The sequence below is a fragment of the Hymenobacter sp. 102 genome, from assembly GCF_049949205.1.
Lineage (GTDB): Bacteria > Bacteroidota > Bacteroidia > Cytophagales > Hymenobacteraceae > Hymenobacter.
Genome location: NZ_CP188172.1, coordinates 4,279,364 through 4,298,844 on the forward strand (window position 1 = coordinate 4,279,364; position 19,481 = coordinate 4,298,844).

At 60.9% G+C, this 19,481-nt stretch carries 18 protein-coding genes; 8 read left to right on the top strand and 10 right to left on the bottom strand.

The genetic code is table 11. From position 1 onward, the window contains the following. Positions 1-36: 36 nt before the first annotated feature. Positions 37-510, top strand: coding sequence for a hypothetical protein (locus ACN19L_RS18455; RefSeq protein ID WP_426490933.1), 474 nt, complete (start codon positions 37-39; stop codon positions 508-510). A gap of 395 nt (positions 511-905) precedes the next feature. Here the strand turns inward: ACN19L_RS18455 and ACN19L_RS18460 are convergent, their stop codons facing one another. Beyond that, positions 906-1,316, bottom strand: a complete 411-nt coding sequence (locus tag ACN19L_RS18460; protein ID WP_426490934.1) for a hypothetical protein — start codon at positions 1,314-1,316, stop codon at positions 906-908. A gap of 129 nt (positions 1,317-1,445) precedes the next feature. Between ACN19L_RS18460 and ACN19L_RS18465 the strand changes: the two genes are divergently transcribed. Both ACN19L_RS18465 and ACN19L_RS18470 read left to right on the top strand, forming a co-directional pair. Then, complete coding sequence (locus ACN19L_RS18465) at positions 1,446-2,138, top strand: TIGR02117 family protein (protein ID WP_426490935.1); 693 nt, start codon at positions 1,446-1,448, stop codon at positions 2,136-2,138. Between the two features lie 65 nt (positions 2,139-2,203). Then, on the top strand, positions 2,204-2,908 hold the full coding sequence (locus tag ACN19L_RS18470; RefSeq protein WP_426490936.1) for a carbonic anhydrase: 705 nt from the start codon (positions 2,204-2,206) through the stop codon (positions 2,906-2,908). Between the two features lie 317 nt (positions 2,909-3,225). Here ACN19L_RS18470 and ACN19L_RS18475 read toward each other — a convergent pair whose 3' ends face one another. From ACN19L_RS18475 to ACN19L_RS18510, 8 genes are all read right to left on the bottom strand, one after another. Beyond that, entirely contained in the window at positions 3,226-3,474 is a 249-nt protein-coding gene (locus ACN19L_RS18475; RefSeq protein WP_426490937.1) for a hypothetical protein, read from the bottom strand. A gap of 234 nt (positions 3,475-3,708) precedes the next feature. After that, complete coding sequence (locus tag ACN19L_RS18480) at positions 3,709-6,501, bottom strand: S8 family serine peptidase (protein WP_426490938.1); 2,793 nt, start codon at positions 6,499-6,501, stop codon at positions 3,709-3,711. A 163-nt stretch (positions 6,502-6,664) separates the two neighbouring features. Beyond that, positions 6,665-6,928 (bottom strand): hypothetical protein, encoded by a 264-nt coding sequence (locus ACN19L_RS18485; protein WP_426490939.1) that lies wholly within the window; start codon positions 6,926-6,928, stop codon positions 6,665-6,667. 129 nt (positions 6,929-7,057) lie between these two features. Beyond that, positions 7,058-7,810 (bottom strand): LytR/AlgR family response regulator transcription factor, encoded by a 753-nt coding sequence (locus ACN19L_RS18490; protein ID WP_426490940.1) that lies wholly within the window; start codon positions 7,808-7,810, stop codon positions 7,058-7,060. A gap of 10 nt (positions 7,811-7,820) precedes the next feature. After that, complete coding sequence (locus tag ACN19L_RS18495; RefSeq protein ID WP_426490941.1) at positions 7,821-8,993, bottom strand: sensor histidine kinase; 1,173 nt, start codon at positions 8,991-8,993, stop codon at positions 7,821-7,823. Further along, entirely contained in the window at positions 8,971-9,549 is a 579-nt protein-coding gene (locus ACN19L_RS18500; RefSeq protein ID WP_426490942.1) for a DUF7010 family protein, read from the bottom strand. The genes ACN19L_RS18495 and ACN19L_RS18500 overlap by 23 nt, the downstream gene beginning before the upstream one ends. A gap of 87 nt (positions 9,550-9,636) precedes the next feature. Beyond that, positions 9,637-10,572 (bottom strand): alpha/beta fold hydrolase, encoded by a 936-nt coding sequence (locus ACN19L_RS18505; protein ID WP_426490943.1) that lies wholly within the window; start codon positions 10,570-10,572, stop codon positions 9,637-9,639. A 235-nt stretch (positions 10,573-10,807) separates the two neighbouring features. Next, positions 10,808-11,131 carry a hypothetical protein gene (locus ACN19L_RS18510; RefSeq protein ID WP_426490944.1) on the bottom strand — a complete coding sequence of 108 codons (324 nt, stop codon included), beginning with the start codon at positions 11,129-11,131 and terminating at the stop codon, positions 10,808-10,810. Positions 11,132-11,356: 225 nt separating this feature from the next. On the opposite strand from ACN19L_RS18510, the gene ACN19L_RS18515 reads away from it, so the two are divergent. Next, on the top strand, positions 11,357-11,767 hold the full coding sequence (locus tag ACN19L_RS18515) for an energy transducer TonB (RefSeq protein WP_426490945.1): 411 nt from the start codon (positions 11,357-11,359) through the stop codon (positions 11,765-11,767). A gap of 173 nt (positions 11,768-11,940) precedes the next feature. On the opposite strand, the gene ACN19L_RS18520 is transcribed toward ACN19L_RS18515, so the two are convergent. Continuing rightward, positions 11,941-12,489 carry a hypothetical protein gene (locus ACN19L_RS18520; protein WP_426490946.1) on the bottom strand — a complete coding sequence of 183 codons (549 nt, stop codon included), beginning with the start codon at positions 12,487-12,489 and terminating at the stop codon, positions 11,941-11,943. A 387-nt stretch (positions 12,490-12,876) separates the two neighbouring features. Here ACN19L_RS18520 and ACN19L_RS18525 point away from each other — a divergent pair, with 387 nt between their 5' ends. The 4 genes from ACN19L_RS18525 (at position 12,877) to ACN19L_RS18540 (ending at position 19,477) form a co-directional block, all read left to right on the top strand. Beyond that, complete coding sequence (locus tag ACN19L_RS18525) at positions 12,877-13,557, top strand: response regulator transcription factor (protein WP_426490947.1); 681 nt, start codon at positions 12,877-12,879, stop codon at positions 13,555-13,557. Positions 13,558-13,747: 190 nt separating this feature from the next. Next, complete coding sequence (locus tag ACN19L_RS18530) at positions 13,748-15,040, top strand: sensor histidine kinase (protein WP_426490948.1); 1,293 nt, start codon at positions 13,748-13,750, stop codon at positions 15,038-15,040. 117 nt (positions 15,041-15,157) lie between these two features. Then, on the top strand, positions 15,158-16,492 hold the full coding sequence (locus ACN19L_RS18535; RefSeq protein WP_426490949.1) for an MFS transporter: 1,335 nt from the start codon (positions 15,158-15,160) through the stop codon (positions 16,490-16,492). 126 nt (positions 16,493-16,618) lie between these two features. After that, the gene (locus tag ACN19L_RS18540) at positions 16,619-19,477 is read left to right on the top strand and encodes a TonB-dependent receptor (RefSeq protein WP_426490950.1); all 2,859 of its coding nucleotides are present in this window, start codon (positions 16,619-16,621) and stop codon (positions 19,475-19,477) included. The last annotated feature ends 4 nt before the right edge of the window (positions 19,478-19,481 follow it).

A 19,481-nucleotide genomic window follows, 5' to 3' on the forward strand; every position in this document is an offset into this window, starting at 1 on the left:
ATAGTATTACTACTACTCACGGCGTAAAAAGATGCTATGAAACGAACTGTTACTCTTGTTGCTGGCGGCGTGCTGGCTTTACTGTTCACGGGTTGCATTACCTGCGAAGGAGATACTGAGCCCTGCGCCGACGCTACGCTGCCCGTCACCAGCCTGGAAAAGGAATATGGCTGCGGTGATACCCGCCGACAGCTCAGTGTAGATCTGAATCAGACGTATACTATCATCCGCAACCAACCCGACTTTGACCGGCTGGTAACTGGCAACTGTCACCCGCAAATTGACTTCACAAAGTATGATTTGGTGATTGGCAACAAGGGTACGGCCAGTGGCAGCTCGTCGATTTCCTACGCCTATAAGCAGGAATGTGAAACGGGCCGCCGGCATCTGCAGGTGACATTTACAGCAGGCATGACCAACGACGCGCCTATCCTAACTTATCATGCCTTGGTGCCGAAGCTAGCGGCCCAGGAAACCGTGCATGTAGATGTGGACATGAAAACGAAATAGGAACACAGCGTTTTATACGCAAACAGCCGCCTCCCAGCTTGTGGGTGAGGCGGCTGTTCTGCGTGGTAGAATCCAGATGAAACCGGCTGGAAAGTAGGGAAAAGAGGGTTTGCTGCTCTCCACTAAGCCAGGACATGTAGCTCCCGGCTCCTGTTATGCTCAGGGATTTGGTACAGGAAGCAACCAGTGCTTCCCGTTCCGGTTCTGGTATTCGTTCTTCCGGTCATAGCTCACATAGCTCCGGGTGTCCCTGATACGGACCGAGCCTTGCCGGGAGTAGCGGTAACTTACCGTGCGGGCCGCCGCATCCTGGTCACTTTTCTAACCCTGAGTGGGCGGAGCGTTGGGCCCAGGCCGTGGCACTGGTTGAAGGGCAGTTCCGGCTGGAGGTGCGGCTACAGCGTGACTACTTGTGCCGGCCGGTTTTCGCGGGGGCGCTGCACCAGGTAGTAATACAAGAGAATGATCAGCCCGGTAAGAAACGGTACCAGAGCCAGGTGCTTGCCGGTAATGCCGCCCCACACGCGCACCGTGTCAAACCCCGCAAACTCGCTGATCATCCAGTAGGAGTTGGCCGAAATCCAGAATACGATGGCCAGGTTGTGGGCCAGCTCGGCTTTAATTTCGCGGGTGCGCCAGGTGATGAGCAGGGCAATGGTAAGTGTGGGGAAAATCATGCTGATGCCCAGCGGCTTCCAGATCATGCACCAGCCGATATCCTTGAGCAGCCAGAACAGAATGTGCAGGTTTTCCATGCGGCGGTACGGGGCCGGAATGGTGTAGAGCTGGTCGTCGGGCTGGGGCATGGGCGCGGGCGAAAAGCCAAAGATACTGGGTGGAACGGGCGCACCAAGTACCCAAAAAACGACCCGGCTCAGCTTTTTCGGCGGGTTTGCGTATGATGCCCCAATTGCTCCTTCGTAGCTTGTGCCCGCATGAAAATTCCCCTGAAACAAGTTGCCAAAGGCGTAGCCTGGACTGGTGCCGGCCTACTCGGCACCGTGGCCGTGTACCTAGCGGCCTCGGTAGCCTTTTCGGCGGTGCCGGTAGCCGCCACCGATGCGCCGCCCTCGCCAGAAGAAACCATTGAAGCCTACATTCTCTCCAACGGCGTACATACCGATCTGGTAGTGCCCGTGCGCTCCGCCTACATCGACTGGGCGCAACTGGTGCCTTACTCCGATACGCCCGCGGCTGACAGCACGATGCAGTTTGTAGGCTTCGGGTGGGGTGACAAAGGATTTTACCTGGATACGCCTACCTGGGCCGAGCTCAAGCCCAGTACTGCCATAAAAGCCATGTTCTGGCTGAGCACCACGGCTATGCACACCACCTTCCACCACCGCCCCACCGAGGGACCCGACTGCGTACGGCTGCGCCTGAGTCCGGCCGAATACACGCGCCTGATTGCCTTCATCAAAAACACGTTTCAACTAAATGCCCAGGGCCAGCCGCAACGCATTGCCGGGCACAGCTACGGGCAGCACGATGCCTTTTACGAAGCCCAACACACCTACAACCTGTTCTATACCTGCAACACCTGGGCCAACAACGGCCTGAAAGCGGCCGGGCAAAAAGCGGCCCTCTGGACACCCTTCGATTTTGGCATTTTCTGGCACTACCGCTAGTCCCGGTCACCGATTTAAGCTCGTTTTAACACCTGAAAACCCACTTCACCCGTACATTCGACACTATGACGACCTACGACGAAATCTTCGAGAACAACCGCCAATGGGTGAGCAACAAAACCGGCTCCAACGCCGATTTCCTGCGCCAGCTCGCCGCCGACCAGAAGCCGGATTACCTGTACATCGGGTGTAGCGACTCGCGGGTAACGGCCGAAGACCTGATGGGCGTAGCGCCCGGGGAAGTGTTTGTGCACCGCAACGTGGCTAACCTGGTAATCAGCATTGATCTGAATGCTACTTCGGTGATTGAATATGCCGTGGCTCACTTGGGTGTGAAGCACATTGTGGTGTGCGGGCACTACGGCTGCGGGGGCGTGAAGGCGGCTATGCAGTCAAAGGATTTAGGGATTATGAACCCCTGGCTGCGCAACATCCGCGACGTGTACCGCACGCACCAGGCAGAGTTGGATGCCATTGAGGATTCCGATCTGCGTTACGACCGGCTGGTGGAGCTGAATGTGCAGGAGCAGTGCGTGAATGTTATCAAAATGGCGGTGGTGCAGCAGAAATATCTGGAAAAGGGGTACCCCACGGTACACGGCTGGGTATTCGACCTGAAAACCGGTTTGCTGAAAGACCTGAAGCTGGACTTTGAAGAAATCCTGCACAACATTCAGGAAATCTATAACCTCGGGGATGAGCCTATCTTCAAAACCAGAAACGCACCGGCTGAGGAAATCGGCCAGGCAAAAACTGAGGTGCAGCGCTAAAGACCGGCAGCCTGCCTAAGCCAGTTCTGTCAACCCAAAGAACGTCCTGCTGAGCAGGACGTTTTTTTGTGCGCTTTTGGCAGTGGATTGCGTGGAGCAGGAAGAAAGTATCCGGAAAAGCCAGAGAACAATGCGGTTGAGCTTACCGAATCCTGGGCCCGTTTACCTGAAACTGCAGATGCCCTGCGTAGTCCCAAAGCTCTGTTTCCGTATGGTTTGACACCGGGCTGAAATAGGCTTCCTGAAAAGAAAACCGGCTGCTTATCGGGTAGCGCACCGAAAGCAGCCGGATGAGGAGGCAGAACCACAAAGTGGGGTTAGTTGAGCCACACCTGAGCGACCGGCTCGAAACGGTGCTTGGCAAAGGCCCCATACGGCTGCTCAGCATAAAAGCCCAGCACATGCACCTGCAGTTCGCCGGTGTGGGCATGCCGCCGCATCTGAATGGGATAAACCCGGCCGCTGGTGGGCCAGTCACCGATGTGGTCAACAGGGCGTCGGGTGGCATCTACACACCGAGCAAACTGCTGCAGCGGAAGAGGAACGGGAAGCTGTGTTTTTGACATATCCAAAGATACACATATTACTTGATTTTAGCTAAAAAAGTTAGTGAATAATGCGCCGGGACGAAGTGAGAGTAAACGTGATTTTAGACTTCTCTAATTTAGATTTTAGACTTTACTTTCTTCCAACAGAGGTCAGGTTGCAGGTGCGTTATCAGGTGATGCTTTCTAAGGTAATTGCTAAAAAAATTGGTTGGCTGCAATCCTGAAACAGACCAGCATCGGTGGGGATACACGTTACTGCTTTGTCAGCTTGAGTACGTACTGCCGATTCTGGGTTTGCACCCGTACCAGATAGATGCCCGCCGGGTAGGCGCTTAGGTTCAGGACCAGCCGGGAGGCGTTGCAGGTTTGGGTATGAAACACTTGACCGGCTAGGGAAAGCAACTGAACCGTGGCAGAAGGGAAGGATGGGGGCAGGTTCAGGTACACGAGGCCGGTTGTGGGGTTGGGGTAGAGTGCCAACCCACCGGAATAGGCTGGCCGCACGGGCAGTACCTGCTGGTAGCGGGTGGCAGCGGCATCAGCGGCCAGCTGAAGCTGCGTCAGCGTGGGAGCGGCCAGCACGGCAAAGGCAACCGTCACCGAGTCAGCGGGAGCCAGGTAAGGGAGCACCGCCCCCGTTACCTGAGAAGCGTCCGTAGCGGTGGGGTAAGTAGCCTCCCGGGTACCACTGCTCAGCGTAATAAACTTTTCGGCGGAGTTGAACCCATCGGCCAGGTAAACCGGCCCGCCACCTGGGGCCTGATGGTTGAGAGCATAGGCGCTGGGCTGCCCGCCACGCAGGTGTTGCACGCCGGCGTAGAGGCGCGGCGCAGTGGGGTCGAACAGGTACTGCAGGCGGCGCGCTGCGTCCCAGGCTACTACGTTACGGCTGCCCTCACCCGGCAAATCCCAGTCCATAAACAAGCCCATGTGCAGGGGTTTAAGCGTATCGGCGGTGAGGTTAGTGACGCGGTACTCCAGAATCACGTAGTCGCGGTGGGGAGTAGCCGCCCAGGCGTAGGCGTGCTGCCGCACGCGCACGCCTACCGTACGACCCCGGGTAAGGGTAGGGAGGGAGTCGCGGAAAGTAGCGGTGGCTTCCTGGTCAGCGCGGAGGGGCTGTGCAAGGAGGCGGACGCGGTTCAGGGTCCAGAAATCTGCATCACTTCCTCGCCGGTCGTTACGCAGGTTATCTGAAACCCGGGCCGGGGAGGCTGCCACTAGTAGCCCGCCCTCGGCCAGCAGCGGGGCCCCCTGTCGGTAGCTCACCCCCTCGCCCACCATGCCCAGTCCATCGTAGCCGATGGAGCCGCGACTGGTGAGGGTGAAAGCCAGGTTGTTGGCATTGAGTACCACGTAATCAGGGTTCAGCTGGATGGTCTCGTACTGGTCTTCCTGGTAGCCGGTGGCGGCATCCTGCAGGCGGTAGCGGATGATAGCCCGGGTGTTGAGCGGTGTGCCCGGGGCTACCGCCAGCCGGAATGGGGCCACGGAGTTGGCCCGTTGCTCCAGCGTCACCAACGGGCCGGCCGCAAATGTGCCCTGCCGTACCAGCAGGTGCGGCGACAACGAGGTGAGCGTGACGGTGAGGTTGCTGACGGGCTGCAACAGGTTCTGAACCTGCACCGTCAGCCGCATGGTGTCGCCGGGGGAGTAGGCTTGGCGGGCCGGGGCGTAGGTGCGGGCAATGATGCGGGCCGAGCGTTGGCCGGTTTCCGTAACGGCCCGCAGCACGTTCAGCCGGCCCGAGCCGAGGCGGCCGGCATACGCTACGTTGCCCGGAAGGGCATCAATGTTATCGGTGGTGCGGCGCAGCTGGGCGGCTACCTGGGCGGCGGTGTACTGCGGGAACCGGGCGCGCACCAGCCCCGCCGCGCCCGCCACCAGCGGAGCCGCGAACGAGGAACCGCCCACCGCAAAATAATCCGAATCCGTATTACCGAGTATAGTCAGAATCTGAGTACCGGGAGCCGATAAATCCACGCGGCGGCTGAAGGTGGCGTTGGGGCTCCGCTCATCGGAGGGCGTAAGCATAGCTACTGACAGCACATGCTCGTAGCTGGCGGGGTAGAAATCGAGGTCGGCGGGGGTGTTGCCGGCAGCGGCTACTACCACCGCATTGCGGTTGATGGCCGCGTACCGAATTACTTCCTGCTCGAAGCGGGAATAGCCACCCACCCCGCCCCACGAGAGGTTAATAACCTGGCAGCCGTGGTCGGCGGCGTATATAATGGCCTCATAGCCCGCGAAGGAGCCGCTACGGGTGCTGGAGTAAATTTTCAACGGGAGAAACCGGCAGCGGAAGCCTACGCCGGCAATGCCTTTGCCATTGTTGGTAGCTGCTGAAGCACAGCCGGCTACCAGAATACCGTGCACGCTGTTGGCTTCCCGTACGGGGTCGTTGTCGTTATCGGCGAAATCCCAGCCGGTGTAGTTATCCACGTAGCCGTCCTGGTCGTTGTCGAGGCCGTCGATGGGGTCCCGACGGTTGCGCTGCACCTGGGAAGCCAGGTCCTCGTGCGAGAGGCGGGTGCCGCCGTCCACAATAGCAATGGTAATGGCCGTATCGCCCTGGGTTACGTCCCAGGCCCGGTAGGCCCGGATGTTTTTCAGGTGGTACTGCCCCCCGGCCCGGGCTGAATCAGCCAGCGGATCGGAAGTTTGCAGCAAAGGAGAATAGTAATAAAGCGGCTCGGCATACTCCACGGCCCCGGTTTTAAGGAGGCGGCGGCAGGCTTCTTCTACCGGCAAGGCGGGCGGCAGCCGCACTTCGTACACCGGGCGCAGGTCCACGGCACCGGGCAGGTCGAGGGGCGGAGCGAGGCTGTGCGGAAACTTTTGCTGAGCAGGCTGAGCGGCAAACTGCCGCAGGGCCGCCGCCAGGGCCGGACTGCTACCCGGTTCCGCAACGCCCGCTGCCAGCCGGAATACCAGCCGGCCGGCCTGTACGGTTTTGGCGGCCGGCTGGCCGTAGGCCGTGGCCCCGCCCAGCACGGCCACCCACCAGACGGCAAGCGCAACAACAACGCGTAAAGAGTGCATCATAGTCGGAAGGATGACGATAAACGGACTGAGCGTATGAGGCCAGCTTTCAGAAAGATACTGCGCCTCGGACCAACTGCGCCTACTTATTCCACCAAAAAGCCACCGGCCTATCCGGACAATCCGAATACACCGGTGGCTGCTGAAACTGGCCCGGCAGAAGGCACTAACGGGGCTTGGCGTACTTGTACTTTTTAGGTGCGTTAACAGTGCGGTACTTATACGGGTCGTTGGAGTTGGGGTCGATGTTGAGACCCAGCCCTACGGTGCGCCGCTCCTTGCGGAAGCGGGCTTTGTTATTATTGCGCTTGATGCGCTCCGCCGAGACCGTACCGTAGCGGCTAGGGCGCTCCATCATTTTATCTTCGCTGGAGCAGGAGGTGCCCGCCAATAGCAGAGCACAGGCGGTGAGGAGTAGGTAAGCTTTCATGATGAAACGGTGGCGAGTAGAGAGGTGGCAGGCTGAGGCGTAGCGTGTTGCCTGCTTCTGCCGTGTACTCCAAACCAGCTAAAAAGGATACGGCCGGCACTCGCACTCACGCCGTGGCCGCCCGCCTGCCTACAGGCTCAGCATATCCCGGAACCGGGCCGACTGCTGCCGGGATACCTCCACTTCGGGCCCGCCCCCGCGCAGCCGGATTTTAAGCGTGTTGCTGAACCAGGGCTCAATGCTTTCTATCCACTTCAGATTAATGATCTGCTGGCGGTTGGCCCGGAAGAATACCCGCGTATCCAGGCGCTGCTCCAGGTGCTGCAGGGTGCGCGGAATGAGTGGGCGGTGCTGCTCGAAATAGATTTGCGTGTAGCTGCCGTTGATTTCAAACAGCCGAATATCCGCCAGGCGCACAAACCAGCACCGTTCCCCGTCTTTCACAAACACCTGGTCGTGTTCGGTAAGTGGGGTCGGGGCCGGTTCCTCCGGCTCAGGCCCCGAGGCCGGTGCCAGGGTCGGCACGGGTACGGTCAGCTTCTGCCGGGCCTTCTGCAGCGCGGTTGTTAGGCGGCTTTCCTGAATGGGTTTGAGCAGGTAATCAAGAGCGTTGACCTCAAACGCGCGCAACGCGTACTCGTCGTACGCGGTGGTGAAGATGACGTGCGGGGCCGTTTCCAGCGAGGCCAGCAGCTCAAATCCGGTTTCGCCGGGCATATGAATGTCCAGAAACAGCAGGTCGGGCTGTAGCTCCCGCAGCAGGGTACGGGCTTCCTCGGCGTGGCGGGCTTCCCCCACCACCGTTACTTCGGGAAAGGCCCGCAGCAGATGGCGCAGCTCCGTGCGGGCCAGGCGGGAATCGTCAACAACGAGGGCATTCATACGGGCAGGGTTAGAAGCAGAAAGTGGTAGAAACGGGGACAGCGGGGCTGTCAGCAGTCAGGCCCGGATGGGCCGGACTGGTTCGGGTTGGCAGTTGCAGGTGGGCCGTCACGGCATCGGGCGTGTGCGGGTCATTGCCAAGGTGGAGGTGGGCGGCCGGGCCAAATAATAGCTGCAGCCGCTCCCGGGCGTTGCGGATGCCTACGCCCTCGTGGCCGGGCCGGGGCGCATAGCGGCCGGTATTGCGCACGGTCACGTGCAGCACGCCGCCGTCGTTGAGCTGGGCCGTGAGCTGGATGAAGCCACCCGCGGGCCGGGGAGCCAGCCCGTGCTTGATGGCGTTTTCCACCAGCAGCTGCAGCGTCATGGGCGGAATGGGTACTTCCAGCGCGGCCGGGTCCACGTCCAGCGTATAGTGCAGGCGTTCCTCCAACTGCATGGCTTCCAGCTCCAGGTAGTGCTTCACAATCTCCAGCTCCCGGCGCAGCGGCACCTGCTCGGCCGAGTTCAGCTGAATGGAATAGCGCAGTAAATCAGAAAGGTGGGTAATCATGTCGCGGGCCCGGGCGGGGTCTTCCATTACCAGGGCCCGGATGTTGTTGAGCCCGTTGAACATGAAGTGCGGGTTGATCTGGGCTTTGAGGGTGCGCATTTCGGCCTCGCGCACGGCGGCCGTCAGCTTCCAGGTATTCACTTCCGCCTCCCGGGAGCGGCGCAGGTAGTGCCAGCCCAAGTAGAAGCCTTCCCACAGCCACAGCAAAATGTTGACATTGGCGGCAAACAGCAGAAACGCACCCCAGCCGAAGGATTGCCCGTTGCCAGCCGGCTTAACCACCCAAATCATCAGGCTCCAGATGATGGCCTGACTCAGCAGGGATACTACCAGATTCAGCAAAAACAGGCGGCCCAGCAGTGCCAGCGGCCCCAACGCCAGCCAGTTGGCGGCCCGGATAAAGTACCGTACTCCGTGGGACAACAGGGCAATGGGGACTACAATGGCGGCATCAACCAGTAGCAGCTCCAGCGTAAGCTCCCGCGACGACAGGAACAGAAACAGGTTTAGTATCGCGTACGCGCTCCAGCCAATGAACTGGCAATACCAATACAGGCGGCTGGGAGCGGGCACGGCGCGCAGCATCATGGCCTCGGTGGCGGGCTGGCTAGAGGCTGGCAGCAGCGGCATACGCGGGACGGTTTCGACGGTGACCCAGCAGCAGCAGTCCTGCCAGGCCCAGCAACGACACGGTAATGAAGCCCGGAATCAGGTAGAGAAGGGCCGGGGCCAGCGTTAGCCCCAGCACCAGGCAGCCGCCACTAATGAGGCCGGCTGCTACCCCGTAGGCCGGGGCCCGGTACAGCCACGCATAGGGGAAGAAGTGCGCCCCCGTAATGATGCCGTAGCACATCACGAAGTGCTGGGGGTAGCGCATGAATATGAATAGCAGGAAGGGGAAGTAAAACAGCTGCGCCAGATTCAGTACCAGGCCCAGCGGCTGCAGCGGATTGTGTGGCAGCGTCCAGATGGTGCCCAGCGCTTTGGAGAGCAGCCAGGCCAGCGGCAGGGTAAGCGCGCCCACAAAAAACGTGATGAAGCCCCGCGTAGCCACGGGCAGCGGCAGCGTCCAGACAAACGTAATGGCGGCCCAGACCAGGCTGGCGGCCAGGATAAAGTCGAGGCCGTTTTTAGCTTTGGTGGCGAGTTCCAGGCGGAGCGAATCGAACTGCTGAGCGGAAACCATGCGAAGTAGAAGTAGAGAGTGTAACGGCTAGAGAAGAATTGTTGGCACCGCCGGGCGCGGCGCGCGTCCGGCGGTGCCAAAATACGGTTATTTCGCAGCCACGGTAGGTTGCTTAAGGAACGCGTCGGCCTGCTGGAAAAACCACTGCTGGTCGTCGTACATCAGAAAGTGCTTGCCGGCCTCCGACATTTCCAGGCGGTAGTGGGGCAGCTTGGCGTACTGCTGGTTGAAGATGGCCGCCGTGCTTTCCTTGGTGGAGCCGTAGGGCTTGTAAGCCGCCCAGGCTCCCAGTACCAGCACCGGCTGCTGAATCCGGGCCACGTCGGGGCGCAAATCGGTGGTGTACATATCGTACATGGCCTGCGCCACCGTGGCGGGGTCCGACTGCAGGCCCCAGCGCGTTACCTGCGTAATGCGGGCCGTATCCGTTACCATGGAGGCCGTCATCTGGCGCTGCTGCACGGGGTTTGCTTTGCTCTGGCTCATCTGCCGGCGCAGGTTTTCGGCCATGGGGCGCACCTGCTCCACGGTAGTGGCCGGGTTCTGAATGGCCCCCATGAACGGCAGCGAGTCCACAATCAGCAGCGGGCCCACGGCCTCGGGCTGGGTGCTGCTCATCCAGAGGGCCATAAAGCCGCCCAGGCTGTGGCCGATGATGGCTGGCTGCCGCAGCTTCTGGGTGTTGATGTAGGTCAGCAACTGGTCGCGCACGTTCAGCAGCAGCTTATCGGTAGAAGCCGGGGCCGCCGTACCGCCGAAGCCGTTGAGGGTAATGATGTGGCACTGGTACTGTTTCTGGTAGCGGGCCACGGTTTCGTCCCATACCGTGCCAGGACAGGTCAGACCCGGAATCAGCAGCACCGGCCGGCCCTTGCCCACTACCCGCACCGTGAAGTTGGGGTGCGCTGTGGGGTTGTCGGCAACGAGGGTGGCAGCCGGGGCAGCGGCAGCAGCGGGCAGCGCGGCACTGGCCGACAGCAGCAGGGCGGCGCAGATAGGGCGGAGGGCAGCAGTCAGGTTCATAGCAGAGGGAAGTGTGAGGGTTGATTGATAACTCAAACTTACCAGCCCGCCTCGCCCGGTGAAACTGCTTTTCCGGGAACGGTAAATGCAAGGGCTGAACTGCCGGAACTGCGGCCTGAATGGTAGTGGTGGGTGGCGAATGGAAGCGGCTCCGTAACCCCGTAAACCCAAGAAGAGCTACCAGCCAGGCAGCTCTTCTTGGGTTATTCAACAAAATACAGGTAGGAAGCCCGTGCTAGATGAGGTTGCGCAAATCCTGGCGGAGCGTTTCGATGCCCCGCCAGATTTCATCCAGCGGGCCGCTGGGTTGCTGGTCGGGCGCGGCGGCCGTTGGAGTTGCAGCCGGAGTCTGATGGAGGCGCTCCAGCAGGCGGGCCCGCTTGGCTTCCAGCGCTTCAGCGTGCTGCTCATAGGTGGCCTGGGAGCCGGCCGTAGTGGCGTTGGCCCGGTTGTGCAGCGTCCGGATCTTGTTGTCCAGCTCGGTAAGAGCCTGGTGCAGGCTTTCGGCGCTCAGGTTGGCGGGCGCCCGCATGTGGTCGGGGGTGGGAGTAGTAGCCATACAGGAAGTGAGGAAAAACAACCAGTAAAAGGCCGCAGCCTATTAGCGTGTACCCGCTCAGGTCGGAAAAAGATACAGGCTATGTTACCAACAATTCAACAATATAAGCATAACACGCCGCTCATCCCGCCCGGAAGTGTAGCCGCTAGCTTTGCAGCCAACGCTCTGCTACTCAGTTGTCCGGTTATGCGCGTCCGTGTGATACTCCTGCTTGTTGCCTGCTGCTTGTCCGCCACCGTAGGATGGGCGCAGGTGCACACCGTTTCCCTGGCCGACTCGGCTCCCACCCAGGCAACGGGCCCGGCCCCGGCTGCCCCCGAAGTCTTCCACGCTGCTGACGAAATGCCCGCCTTCCCCGGCGGCTCCGAAGCCTTCCAGAAGTTTCTGCGCAAAGAGCTGAAGTACCCCGATGAAGCCTTGCGCAAAGGGGTATCGGGCCGGGTATTCGTGCGGTTCCTTATTACCGATGAAGGCCGCATCCGCGACGCGGAGGTAGTGAAAGGCCTGGGCAGCGGCCTCGACGAGGAGGCGCTGCGCCTGGTGCGTATTATGCCCTGGTGGACGCCCGGGCGGATCAGTGGGCAACCCGTCTGGATGTCCTACACGCTGCCAATCATCTTCCGGGCGCTGGAGTAAGTGAAGTAGTGAATTTGTGATGGGTGTGCTGTGCTGTCATCCTGATTGTGCGAAGAATCTTAGTCCGTCCGCGCATTACTGAGTGACCTCCTCGGCTGGCTGTAGAGCCTTCTTCACCGCTTCATGCCCGGAATGCCCAGGTGATAGAATGATACCCGCACCACTTCACAGGCTCACCAATTCAAGGCTACGCCCAGCTCCCGGGCCAGGGGCGCGGCGGCGGAAGCGTAGAGCAGCGGCAGCAGCTCCTGCACAGCCGGGGTAAACTCCACACGGTAGTCTTCGTGGAGCTTGTCGATGGCCTTGAGGACCTCGTGGGTGCGGCGGGCCAGGTGTTGGAGCAGGGGCTGGGTGGGGCCATGCAGGCGGGCAGTGGCCTCGGGCTGGTGGCGCAGCACGTTGGTGAGCAGGCGCAGCGTCAGCTCAATTTCACCCAGCTTATCGCCGGTAATTTTGGCATGGTACGCCAGGCGCTGCTGCAGCTGGCGGGTAATGTGCAGCAGGTCGTTGGGGGTTTGATGGAAGCCGCGCACGGGGTCGTCTACCTGCTGGCGCAGGCGGTGGCGGCGGTCCTCCAACGCGTCTTCGCCTTCCAGCAGCCGAAAGCTCAGTTGTTCTACCAGCGTGGCATCCTGGGCTACCAGGCGGGCCAGCAGCTGGTCCTTTTCTTTCTGGGGAAGGTTGAAGAGGGCTTTGCGAAGGTCGGGGGAGAGGGCAGGCATGAGTAGAGATTAAGAGCAGAGAGGCCAGAGGCGTATCACTAACGCAAGAAACGGGCTTTTGGCTCCCTGCTTTCTGCTACTGCTTTGGGTCCCGCTGGCGAAGCCACCCAAAAAGCCGCTTCGGTAACTTCACTATTCACCGTGCCGGGACTAGCTGCGGGCTAGACACCGATGGAGAAATGATACCCCTACTTAAAAAGCATTCCTTCTGGCAACTGGCCGTGGTGGCGGGCCAGGCTGTAGCGGTGCCGTATGAGCTGCCGGTGGAGTTTCAGATTCTGTAACTCCACCTCCTGTAAGAGCATGCTATAGTCTAGCTTTTCAATATTTTTACCGGTACCCACCTCAGGTTCCGGTTTGCGGGCCGGAGCCGCCGTCTGCCCCCGTATGAAAATTTTATTGATTGAGGACCACCCGGAGCTAGCCCGCAGTATTGCCGGGTACCTGGTGCAGGAGCACTACATCTGCGAGGTGGCTTCCACCTTCGATGAGGCCCGCGAGAAACTGGTGCTGTTTACTTACGATGTGGTGCTGCTGGATATTATGCTGCCCGATGGCAACGGCATCAACCTGCTCAAGCTGCTGCGCAAGGATGGGGTGGAAAGCAGCGTCATCATCATCTCGGCCCAGAATGCGCTGGACTTCAAGCTCACCGGCCTCAGCGAAGGGGCCGACGACTACATTACCAAGCCCTTCCCGCTGCCCGAGCTGCACGCCCGCATCAAGGCCATCATGCGCCGCCGCAGCCCCCAGAAAAACAACGTCCTCACGTTTCAGAACATTACGGCCGACCTGGACTCGCTGGAGTGCCGGGTGGGAGGGAAGCTCCTCAACCTCACGCGCAAGGAAACCAACCTGCTGCTCTACTTCATCAACAACAAAGGCCGCATGCTGAGCCGGCAGGCCATTGCCGCCCACCTCTGGGGCGACTACACCGACAACCTCGACAGCGTGGACTTTGTGTACCAGCACGTGAAAAACCTGCGCAAGAAAATCACCGACAGCGGCGGTCAGGACTACATCAGCACCGTGTATGGCCTCGGCTACAAGCTCAACGCCCCGGAGTGAGGTGAGGTGAGGTGGTGAAATGGTGAGATGGTGAACTGGTGAGTTTACGTTATGTCGGCGCCAGTGGCGCCACTAGCCCAAAGTCCACATTGATACTGCTGAATAACAACGCCGCTAGAACGGCAACGCCGCGCCGACGCCAGCCGCGCCTCTCGCGCCATTAGAACAAGAACTCACCATTTCACCAGCCATGAAGCTCAATTACCGCTATACCATTGCCTACGCGGTAATTACGCTGTTTGTGCTGGCTGTGGGCTTTACCATCGTGTACGGGGCCATGTCGCGCAGCGTCACGCAGACTACCATTGGCAAGCTGCGCCACCTCAACGCCACGGTAGGCCGCCAGCTGGCCAGCGGCCGGGACTATTCTGCCCACCCGGCCCGGACTCAGGTGCAAATCCGTCGCCTGGCCCCCGCCGACACGGTCACCCACGACCAGCAGGTGCGGGTGCGGGAGGAGTGGGTACCGGCTCTGCAATCCACGGCCAGCGTGGTGCGGCTTACCACGTATCCACGCATCAGGGGGCAGCGCTATGGCATCACCAGCCAGGCCGTGGTGGTAATTCCCAGCGACGAATACCTGACCGGCATCATGCTGGTATTTGCCTGGACGTTCGTGTTTTTGCTGGCGCTGGTGGTTATTCTGAGCGAGGTGATTTCCTGGTACATCCTCAAGCCCTTCAACGCCCTGCTGCGCGGCATCGAGCGGTTTCAGCTCAGCCAGAAAACCACCATCAGCCTGCAGCCCAGCCGCACGCTGGAGTTCAACGTACTCAACGAGTTCCTGATGAAGATGACCCGCCAGGCCCAGCGTGACTACCAGGGCCTCCAGGAGTTCTCCGAAAACGCCTCCCACGAGCTGCAAACGCCCATTGCCAGCATGAAGGCCCAGGTAGAGCTGCTGATGGACTCGGAGCTGACCCAGAAGCAGCTGCTCATGCTCACGGGCATCCACGACCAGCTGGAGCGCCTGGCCAAAATCAACCAGGCCCTTACTCTGCTGGCCAAGCTGGAGCACTACGAAGCCCACCCGGCCCCGCTTACTGACCTGAGCCAACTGGTGCCCGCCACCGAGGCCACCTTCGCCGACCTGGCCGAAATGAAGGGCCTGCGCACCACCCAGCACGTGGCGCCCGGCGTGCGCGTGCCCCTGGATGAAGCCCTGGCCCAACTGCTGCTGAATAACCTGTTCAGTAATGCCATCCGCCACAACCTGCCGGGCGGCGAAATTGAGGTGACGCTCACGCCGGCCGCATTGGAGCTGCGCAACACCGGCCTGCCGCCCTTGCTGCCGGTAACCGAGCTGTTCGGGCGCTTCAAGAAAGGCAATGCCGCCCTCGATTCTATTGGGATTGGCCTAGCCATTGTGCAGCGTATCGGGGCCCTGTACCACCATCAGCTGGCCTACACGTTTGCCGACGGCTGGCACTGCCTGCGGGTGGATTTTGCCCCGCCTACCGCCGCAGTGGAGGCTGGACAGTAAATTTCATACTCCCCATAAGTTTTCTATAAAGTTTCTTCAAAATCGGGTTGTTCATTTGAAGCAAGTCAGCCGGATACCCGGGCTGACTTACTTCTCCCACCCCCGATACTCCCCGCCATGGTTCTGCTCGCTCCACCCGTTGCCGCCGCTGCTCCCGAGCAGATTTCGCGGCGCCGGTTGCGGGCCATCTTCAGCGGCTCGGTGGGCAACCTGGTGGAGTGGTACGACTGGTACGTTTTCTCCGCGTTTTCCCTTTACTTCTCGGCCTCCTTCTTCCCCTCCGGCGACACCACGGCCCAGCTGCTGCAAACGGCCGGCATTTTCGCGCTGGGTTTTCTGATGCGGCCCATCGGGGGCTGGATGTTTGGGCGCATTGCCGATAAAGTGGGCCGCAAGCAGTCCATGACCTTATCGGTGCTGCTGATGTCGTTGGGCTCCTTGCTGATTGCCCTCACGCCCACTTACCAGACGGTGGGCATCGTAGCACCGATTCTGCTGCTCACGGCCCGGCTGCTGCAAGGCCTGAGCGTGGGTGGGGAGTACGGCGTATCGGCCACCTACCTGAGCGAAATGGCCACCCAGCGCCGCCGGGGCTTCTATTCCAGCTTTCTGTACTTCACCCTGATTGGGGCCCAACTGCTGGCTTTGGGCATTCAGCTGGTGCTGCTGAAGGTGCTGCTTACCGAGGCTGAGCTGCTGGCCTGGGGCTGGCGCATTCCGTTTGTGGTGGGGGCGTTGCTCTCGGTGGTAGCCCTGTACCTGCGCCACAACCTCGACGAAACAGCGCCTTTCATCGCCCAGCAGCAGGAGTCGGAAGAGCTGCGCGGTAGTATCCAGATGCTACGCCGCTACCCCCGCTCGGTGTTCAAGGTAATTGGCCTCACGGTAGGCGGCACGCTGGCCTTCTACACGCTCACCACCTACATGCTGAAGTTTCTGGTGAATACCGCCCACATGACCCGGAGCGCGGCCACCAACACCTGCTTTCTGGCGCTGCTGGGTTTTGCGGCCATGCAACCCCTGTTCGGTGCACTGGCCGACCGGATTGGACGACGTCCTTTGCTCATCGGGTTTGGGGTGCTGGGCGCGTTGGGGAGCGTGCCCCTGCTCACGGCCCTGAGCCACGTAACGCGGCCTGCCCCGGCGTTGGGGCTCTTGTTGCTGGCTTCGGTGGCCGTGAGTGGCTACACCAGCATCAGCGCGGTGGTGAAGTCGGAGCTGTTTCCGGTGCAGGTGCGGGCCCTGGGCATCGGGTTGCCCCACGCCCTCACGGTGGCGGTGTTCGGGGGCACGGCCGAATACATTGCGCTCTGGTGCAAGCGCATCGGGCACGAAGCCTACTTCTACTGGTACGTAGCCGGTTGCATTGCCATTTCCCTGCTGGTGAGTCTGCTGATGACGGAAACCCGGCACACCTCCTTCCACGACCTCGAAGGCCAGCCTCCAGCTTAGCCCGGGCAGCCTGGCCTGATTTTTTGCCCTTCCCATACGCTCGATTTTTGCTCCATCTTCCGGCTCCCCAGGCCGGTTTGGAAAACTGTTCCCTGCTCTTTCCCTAATCCAAAATTCCCCCTGCACATGACTTCTTCTCTACGATTTTTCTCTGCGCCCCTGCGGCGGCCGCTGCGCCCAGGCCAGGCACTGTTTCTGCTGCTGGCCCTGCCCGGCGCCGCGGCGGCTCACGGTCTGGCTCTACCCACGGCTACGGAACTGAGTCGGCCGGTGGCCGGCCCCGTGAAGGGCCGTATTACCGGGCCCGATGGGGCCGGCATTCCCGGTGCCACGGTGGTGGAGGTAGGAGCTACCAACGGCACCAGCACCGATGCCGATGGCAACTTCTCGCTCACCGTGAAACCCGGTGCTACGCTGGCAATTTCGGCCATTGGCTTTAAAGCGCAGCAGATTACCGTGGGCCAGCAAACTACCATTAACGTGCGCCTGGAAACCAGCACCACCGACCTGGGCGACGTGACCGTAGTGGGCTCCCGCGGCCTGCCTCGCACCGACGTGGAGCGCCCCATGCCCGTGGACGTGCTCAACGCTAAGGATTTGCAGCTCACCGGCCAGACCGACCTGGGCCAGCAGGTACAGTTCAACTCGCCTTCCTTCAACTCGGCCAAAACCGGCGTGAACGGCGTGGCCAACTACGCCGACCCGGCCTCGTTGCGCGGCCTCTCGCCCGACCAGGTGCTGGTGCTGGTGGATGGCAAGCGCCGCCACCAGTTTTCGGCCCTGAACCTGAACGTAACGGTAGGTTCGGGTACGGTAGTTACCGATTTGAACTCCATTCCGGCCCTGGCCATTGAGCGGATTGAAGTACTGCGCGACGGCGCGGCGGCCCAGTACGGTTCCGATGCTATTGCCGGCGTTATTAACCTGGGCCTGAACCGCAGCACCGGCGTGGCTACCGTCAAAACCCAGTTTGGTATAACCCAGGAAGGCGACGGGGCCCAGTACCTGGCCGGGGCCAACTACGGCCTGAAGCTGGGCAAGACGAACCCCGGCTACCTCAACCTGACGCTGCAGTACCAGCACCAGGGCCAGACCAACCGCTCCGACAACTACGTGGGCGGCATCTACACGGCTTTCCCGGCCCTGCCGGCCCAGCCCACCGCCGCCCAGATTGAGGCCGAAAACAACGCCCGGGCCAAGGCCGGGGTGTACCCGCCCGTGGGGCAGCCCTTCCGAGTGGGCGTGTACGGCAGCAACAAGGCTGATATCTACCAGGGCTTCTACAACCTGGGTTTGCCGGTAGGCGGCTCGGGCTGGACGGTGTATAGCTTCGGGGGGGCGTCGCGCAAGGACATTCTGGCCTACGGTTTCTTCCGCAATGCCCAGCCCAACAACGTGAACTACAGCCCCGTGCAGCCCAACGGCTACCTGCCCGAGTTGCCCGGTCGCTCCGACGACTACTCGGCCGTGGTGGGTTTGAGCCGCAAGGTAGCCGGGCAGTGGAACCTCGACTTCAGCACCGGCTACGGCTACAACTACCTCGACCTGAACGCCAACAAAACGGCCAACCCCTCCATGGGCGCCGACTCGCCGACTGATTTTTACGTGGGCCGCAGTGCCTTCGGACAGAGCACCAGTGAGGTGAACATATCGCGCAATTACCTGGACCGGTTCGGGGTCAAGTCCTTTAACGTGGCCTTCGGCGGGCAATTCCGCGTGGACCAGTTTAAGCTGGAGAAGGGGAGCCCCGAGTCGTATTTCGTAGGGCCGTTTGCGCTGGCCGCCCCGGCCACGCCTACCACCCCGGCCCGCACGGCCAAGGCCCCCGGCTCCAGCGGCCGCCCCGGCATTGCCCCCGAGGACGAAACCAACTCCACCCGCCGCAACGTGGGCGTGTACGTAGATGTGGAAAGCGACATTACTCCCCGTTTGCTGCTGACTTCGGCCCTGCGCTACGAAAACTACTCCGACTTCGGCTCCAACCTCTCGGGTAAGCTCGCCAGCCGCTTCAAGGTGACAGAAAACATTTCCCTGCGCGGCTCCATCAACCGGGGCTTCCGGGCGCCTTCGCTCCAGCAGATTTACAACAGCGTAACCACCTCCACCGTGCAGGCCGGGGCCATTGTGCAAACCAAGCAGCTGCGCAACAACGACCCGCGCCTGAAGCCCCTGGGCGTGGCCGACCCCAAGGCCGAAACCTCCTGGAACTACAGCGTGGGCGCGGCCGTGCAGGCCGGCAACAACCTGCTCTTCACCGTGGATGCCTACCAGATCGACATCAAGGACCGCATCATCAATAGTGAGCGACTCATCAAGTCCGATATCAAGGCGCTGCAAACCTCGGACTTCGCCAACATCAGCGAAATCCGCTTCTTCACCAACGCCATCAATACCCGCACCCGCGGTATTGACCTGGTATCGACCTACAAAACCGAAATGGGGGAGAAGCAGCGCCTGACGGCCAGCCTGGCCCTGACCTTCAACGCCACCAACATCGTCTCGACGGCAGCCACGCCGGCTGCTTTGCAGGCGGGCACCGCCAAACCCATTCTGCTGATTGATACGGTGAGCATCGGGCTGATTGAGCGGGCTCAGCCCCGGCAGAAAATTCTGCTCTCGGCCACCTACCAGGTAGGCAAGTTCAGCATCACGCCCCGGGCCACCTACTTCGGCTCCGTTATCGCCTACGAAAAGCCGGCCAACCGCACCGTTACCACCAACGGCGTGACCACCGTCATCTACGTGCCTCACATCAGCCAGAAATTCGGCGGCAAAACCCTGCTCGACCTCTCGGCCGTGTACACGCCCAGCGAAAAGGTGTCGATTACGCTGGGGGCCAACAACCTGACCAACGTGTACCCCGACCGGGTGGACTCCCGCCGCTTTGCCAGCTACTCCAACGGCGAAATTCCCTACTCTCGCAACGTGGCTCAATTTGGCTTCAACGGCGCGTACTACTACACCAACGTGACGCTGACCTTCTAGGCCG